Origin of the sequence: Thiohalocapsa sp. (assembly GCF_019695415.1) — a bacterium.
Lineage (GTDB): Bacteria > Pseudomonadota > Gammaproteobacteria > Chromatiales > Chromatiaceae > Thiohalocapsa.
Genome location: NZ_JAIFKJ010000436.1, coordinates 1 through 4,953, shown reverse-complemented (window position 1 = coordinate 4,953; position 4,953 = coordinate 1). Strand labels below are relative to the sequence as shown.

The 4,953-nt window shown below is 66.3% G+C and carries 6 protein-coding genes; 2 read left to right on the top strand and 4 right to left on the bottom strand.

Annotation, left to right across the window (positions count from 1 at the left end; translation table 11 throughout):
- A partial coding sequence (locus I6U14_RS12315) for a hypothetical protein (protein ID WP_296899719.1) occupies positions 1–184 on the bottom strand: 184 nt, incomplete at its 3' end.
- 40 nt (positions 185–224) lie between these two features.
- Here I6U14_RS12315 and I6U14_RS12310 point away from each other — a divergent pair.
- Positions 225–650, top strand: coding sequence for a c-type cytochrome (locus tag I6U14_RS12310; RefSeq protein ID WP_296899717.1), 426 nt, complete (start codon positions 225–227; stop codon positions 648–650).
- Between the two features lie 61 nt (positions 651–711).
- Here I6U14_RS12310 and I6U14_RS12305 read toward each other — a convergent pair whose 3' ends face one another.
- From I6U14_RS12305 to I6U14_RS12295, 3 genes are all read right to left on the bottom strand, one after another.
- Complete coding sequence (locus tag I6U14_RS12305) at positions 712–1,224, bottom strand: histidine phosphatase family protein (RefSeq protein ID WP_296899715.1); 513 nt, start codon at positions 1,222–1,224, stop codon at positions 712–714.
- Between the two features lie 106 nt (positions 1,225–1,330).
- A complete protein-coding gene (locus I6U14_RS12300; RefSeq protein WP_296899714.1) occupies positions 1,331–2,212 on the bottom strand; it encodes a fructosamine kinase family protein in 882 nt (293 codons plus the stop codon).
- A 102-nt stretch (positions 2,213–2,314) separates the two neighbouring features.
- On the bottom strand, positions 2,315–2,926 hold the full coding sequence (locus I6U14_RS12295) for an HNH endonuclease (RefSeq protein WP_296899713.1): 612 nt from the start codon (positions 2,924–2,926) through the stop codon (positions 2,315–2,317).
- 434 nt (positions 2,927–3,360) lie between these two features.
- Between I6U14_RS12295 and priA the strand changes: the two genes are divergently transcribed.
- On the top strand, positions 3,361–4,953 hold a 1,593-nt coding region (gene priA / locus I6U14_RS12290), incomplete at its 3' end, for a primosomal protein N' (protein ID WP_296899711.1).

Below are 4,953 nucleotides of genomic sequence, written 5' to 3'. Positions count from 1 at the left end.
GTCTGGACAGGCCCGGCTCCGTCTGATTTTTGGGCAGGATGCCCAATAAATCAGCGTCTCCTTGGCGGGACCGGAGCGACTCGAATGTGTCATCCTTGGCGGTTGTTCCGCCGCGCAAGGAGCAGTCTAGCGCAGTGCGGCCGAGCGTCGAAACACCGAACAGCGGCGCGGCCGAAGTCACCACGGCAACACCGCATGACCCGAATCAGACGAGCGTCCACACCATGATCAAGCCGCACCTCTTCGCCGCCATCGGCAGTCTCGCCTTGGGCGTTCTTTCCTTGAGTGGCTGCGGCCCTGAGAGTGACGATGCGGCGGGCATCGAGATGCCGCGCTTCGAAGACCCGCTCCTCGCTGAGGGACGCTCGGTGTGGATGGGTACTTGCCGCGCCTGCCATCTGCTCGGCGTCGCAGGGGCGCCCGCGGTCACCGACTATGCCAACTGGGAGCCGCGCATCGCCAAGGGCATGGCGGCGCTGTACAAGGGGCCGCTGCTTGGCATCAAGGGCGAAGATGGCAAGTACAAAATGCCGCCCCGGGCCGGCAACGATCGCCTCTCAGATACCCAGATCAAACGTGCCGCCGATTACATGATAGCCGCTGTCCAGCAGCTCCATGCCGAGACGCAAGCCGGGGCGCAGGCCAACTGAACCCAACGCGAGTCTCCCAGTTGGCACAGGCGCCCGCCAGCGCGAGCTTGGCGGTGGGGGGCTACTTGAGCTGCTTCGGGCGCAAGATGCCGACGAGGGCGGCACAGCCATACTCCAGCTCGGTCCAGTCATCGGGCATTTCCAGCCGGGCCAGCGCTGCAGTGGGTAGCAGCTTGCCGTCGTTTGGCTCCTCCAGATCGCCGCCCGCCAGATGCCGCAGCAGCTCTTCGAAGCCAGGGTTATGACCAACAATCAGGACCATCCGGGCGGCCGCCGGCACACGCGCGAGCACATCCAACAGCACGTGCAGGTCCGCTTCGTAGATGTCGCCATCCCACACGATGTCTTTCTTGGAAAGGTCCAGACACTTGCAGACCTTGAGCGCCGTCTCCCGCGCGCGTTGCGCTGGAGAGCTCAGGATGACGTCCGGGATCAGGCCCTCTCGATACAGCCATTCTCCGACGCGCGGTGCATCCTTCCTGCCCCGCTTGGCCAGCGGACGCTCGAAATCGGTCGCGGCGCCGCTCTCCCAGTCGGACTTGGCGTGGCGTAGGATCAGCAGCTCGCGTGGCATGCGGAGAAGGGCGATCCCGTGTCGGCAAGGACTGGCCTGATAGATCCAGGCGGCTAGCCCCAGGCTTTTAACACAACCGTCACCCGCGCGGAACTCACGCCGCCCGTCAGCCCACAGCCGCGAGCAGCCGGTCGATCATGCGCTCGGCTTGACTGCCGTAGCCGCCGCCGAAAAGGTTCAGGTGGTTCAGCACGTGGTAGAGGTTATAGAGGGTCTTGCGGGTAGTGTAGCCGGGGTCCAAGGGCCAGGCGGCGTTGTAGGCGGCGTAGAAGCGGCTGCCGAAGCCGCCGAAGAGCTCCGTCATGGCAAGATCCGCCTCGCGGTCGCCGTAATAGCAGGCGGGATCGAAAATGACGGGGTTGCCCTGGTCGTCGCCGCTGAAGTTGCCTCCCCACAGATCACCGTGCAGCAGCGACGGCGCGGGCGCATGGTCCAGCAGAGCGCCAATGCGCTCGCACAGCCGCGCGCCGCGCTCAGTGAGTCGGCCCCCGTAACCGTTGCGTGCCGCAAGCTCCAGTTGAAACCCGAGTCGATGCTCCGTCCAGAAGCGTGCCCAGTTCGCATCGCGCCGATTAGGCTGCGGCGTGGCGCCTATGGTGTTGTCCCGATGCCAGCCATGCTCCGCGGCGGTGCTGTGGTGCATGGCGGCCAATTGCTCACCCGCCAGGGCCGCAACAGCACCGCCGGTACCCCCGAGGGGCAGATACTCCATGGCAATGAAGGCCTGACTGCCCGCAGTGCCGCAGCACAGGGGCCGCGGAACGCGGATACTGTCTGTGGCGGCCATGGCCTCGAGGCCGTCGTATTCGGCCTCGAACATGTCCAGCAGCGAGGCCTGATTGAGCTTCACGAACCAGCGCTTGTCACCGTCGGCCAGCACGGCAGCGCTGTTGATACAGCCGCCGCCCACCTGGCGCGGCTGCTTCGGCGTGAACGGCTCGTCACTGGCCGCGGCGATCTGCGCGGCGATCTCGGCCCAATCCGTCATGATCAAGCGTGTCTTGCAGGTCTTATGCTTGCCGGCGCTGGGCTGCCGCCCGGGGGATTGCAGCGGGTGCGGTGTGCTCAGCCGGCGTGTCTGTCCGGCGTGTCAGACCTTCGCCAGCCGACGCAGCAACGGCGAGGTGCGCGGAAAGTGGGCCCGCAGGAACTCCATCTGGTCCGCCAGCACGTTGCGCCCCATGAGGTAGATGTACTCGGCATGGGTCGGGGTGAACGGCACCGCCAACAGTTCCATCCCCGCCGCCTCCGGCGTCCTGCCCGCCTTGTAGTTGTTGCAACGCACGCAGGCGGTGACGACGTTGGTCCAGATGTCTTCGCCGCCGCGGCTGATGGGGCGCACGTGGTCACGGGACAAGTGTCGGGCGGAGAAGCGCCCGCCGCAGTACAGGCAGAGGTGGTCGTCGCGCTGGAACAACGTCCGGTTCGACAACGGCGGCACATAGTCATCACGCAGTTTGCTCAGCGCATGATGCGTGCCGTGCGTGGCGATGATGCTGTGGATCTGCAGGCTGCTGCGACGGCGGGTCTGGGCGTTGATGCCGCCGCGCAGGAGCACCAGCGGGTTACCGCAGGCATAGGCCACCTGACCGAGAAAGTACAGCCGCGCAGCCGCCTTATAGTCCACCCACTCCAGCGGCATGCCCGCCAAGTCAGTGCGCAGGATTTGGGTGCGCAGAACCTGTTGGCTTAGAGACACCATGACTCGACACCGGTCAGGAGTTCGCGAGCATAATACATACCCGGCGAAACCTTGCAACGCTTCCTGCAAGATGGAAGCCAGTCTTGTGGGGCGTCCGTTTCCCTGCAAGCGGACGATAGGTGCAGTGGGCAGGGAACCCATCGGGTTTTGCACAAGCAGGAGATCAGGCCGAGCTTGTCAATACCTGCTGGGCCAGGCGTTGATCAGCATTAGCTAAAGTTTTTTAGGTTACTGTTTTATAAGGACCGAGTGTTTGTTGACCAATTCCTGGACAATCTCAAGAGACCGTAACAACGACGCCGCATCGCCGGCCGTCCCAACGGATTATCCACCAACTTATCCACAACACCTGTTGAAAAACAGCGTATCCGCGAACTGATTTTCCCTTGTGCTGGGTCAACTCCGCAGCCCAGACACGCCTGCAAACGCGTTGTATGCCAGCTGCAGATCAGGGCCCGTCCGTCCTCCGCATTGCCGTCTCGGCACCCCTCGGGGAGCTGCTGGACTACCTGGCACCCGAAGCCGTCCAGATTGGCCCCGGGATGCGCGTACTGGTGCCGTTGGGCCGCGGTAGGCGCGTCGGGATTGTGGTGGCCGTGGACCAGCCGAGCCGATTGCCGGCGAGCCGGCTAAAGTCCGTGGCTGCCCTGCTGGACGATACACCGCTGCTGTCGCAGGCGGACCTGCACTTTCTGCTGTGGGCAGCGGAGTACTATCGAGGCGACCCCGGCGAGGCCCTGTTCGGCGCCCTCCCCGCCCGCCTGCGGCGGCCTCAGCCGATCTTGGACGAGCGACCATTCGGCTGGCGCGCCCTGCCCGGCACCGAAGCCCATACACTCGCGCTGAGCCGGGCGCCGCGTCAGCGCGCGGTGTTGGCGCGGCTGAATGCGGCCGAACCCGACACCGGAGTGGCAGACGCGGTGCTCCGAGCGGAGCTCGGCGACTGCACCGCGGCGCTGCGGGCACTGGCCGGGCGCGGGCTGGTGCAGCGCGTGCGCCTGGACGCGCCCGCCTCGACCGCGCCGGCGCACCAACTGACGCAGACGACCGCGCCTGCCTTGAACCGCCACCAGGCTGCAGCCGAGGCAGCCATCGCCGCCGGTGGGGGCTTCAGCTGCTTTCTGCTGGATGGCGTGACCGGCAGTGGCAAGACGGAGGTCTACCTAAGGCTCATCGCCCGCACGCTCGATGCCGGCCGGCAGGTGCTGGTGCTGGTGCCGGAGATCGGGCTCACGCCGCAGCTGCGCGAGCGCTTTGCGGAGCGGGTATCGGCGGCCATGGTCGTGTCGCACTCCGGGCTCTCCGACACCGACCGCGAGCGCGCCTGGCAGGCCGCTGCGAGCGGCGTCGCGCGGCTCCTGCTCGGCACCCGCTCGGCGGTGTTCACACCCCTTCCCGACCTCGGTCTGGTGATCGTCGACGAAGAGCACGACCTCTCGCTCAAGCAGCAGGAGGGATTTCGCTACTCCGCCCGCGACTTGGCCGTGCGCCGGGCCCAGCAGGCCGGCTGCCCGGTGGTGCTCGGCTCTGCGACGCCGTCGCTCGAGACCCTGCACAATGCACGCACCGGCCGCTACCGCCATCTGCATCTGCCGGAGCGTGCGGGCCGCGCGGTGGACCCGGAGATCCTGGTGGCGGACATACGCGCCCAACCGCTCGAAACTGGCCTAAGTCATGCGCTGCTGACGCGCATGGAGCGCGAGATCGACGCCGGCAACCAGGTGCTCCTATTCCTGAACCGACGCGGCTTCTCGCCTGTGCTCACCTGCCATGACTGCGGCTGGGTGAGCGACTGCTCACGCTGTGATGCACGTATGACCCTGCATCGCGGCCGTGCGCTTCTCGTCTGTCACCACTGCGGGCTGGAGCACGGGCAGCCGGTGCAATGTCCCTACTGCGAATCCCCAGATCTTCGCCCCCTTGGCCAGGGCACCGAGCGGGTGGAGGACACGCTGCGCCAGCGCTGCCCTGGCATTCCCCTCGCGCGCATCGACCGCGACAGCACCCGCCGCCGCGGCGAGCTGGAG

Coding starts and splice junctions, on each gene's coding strand:
- I6U14_RS12310 (WP_296899717.1), top strand. CDS start 225: ATGATCAAGCCGCACCTCTTCGCCGCCATCGGCAGTCTCGCCTTGGGC.
- I6U14_RS12305 (WP_296899715.1), bottom strand. CDS start 1,224: ATGCCACGCGAGCTGCTGATCCTACGCCACGCCAAGTCCGACTGGGAG.
- I6U14_RS12300 (WP_296899714.1), bottom strand. CDS start 2,212: ATGACGGATTGGGCCGAGATCGCCGCGCAGATCGCCGCGGCCAGTGAC.
- I6U14_RS12295 (WP_296899713.1), bottom strand. CDS start 2,926: ATGGTGTCTCTAAGCCAACAGGTTCTGCGCACCCAAATCCTGCGCACT.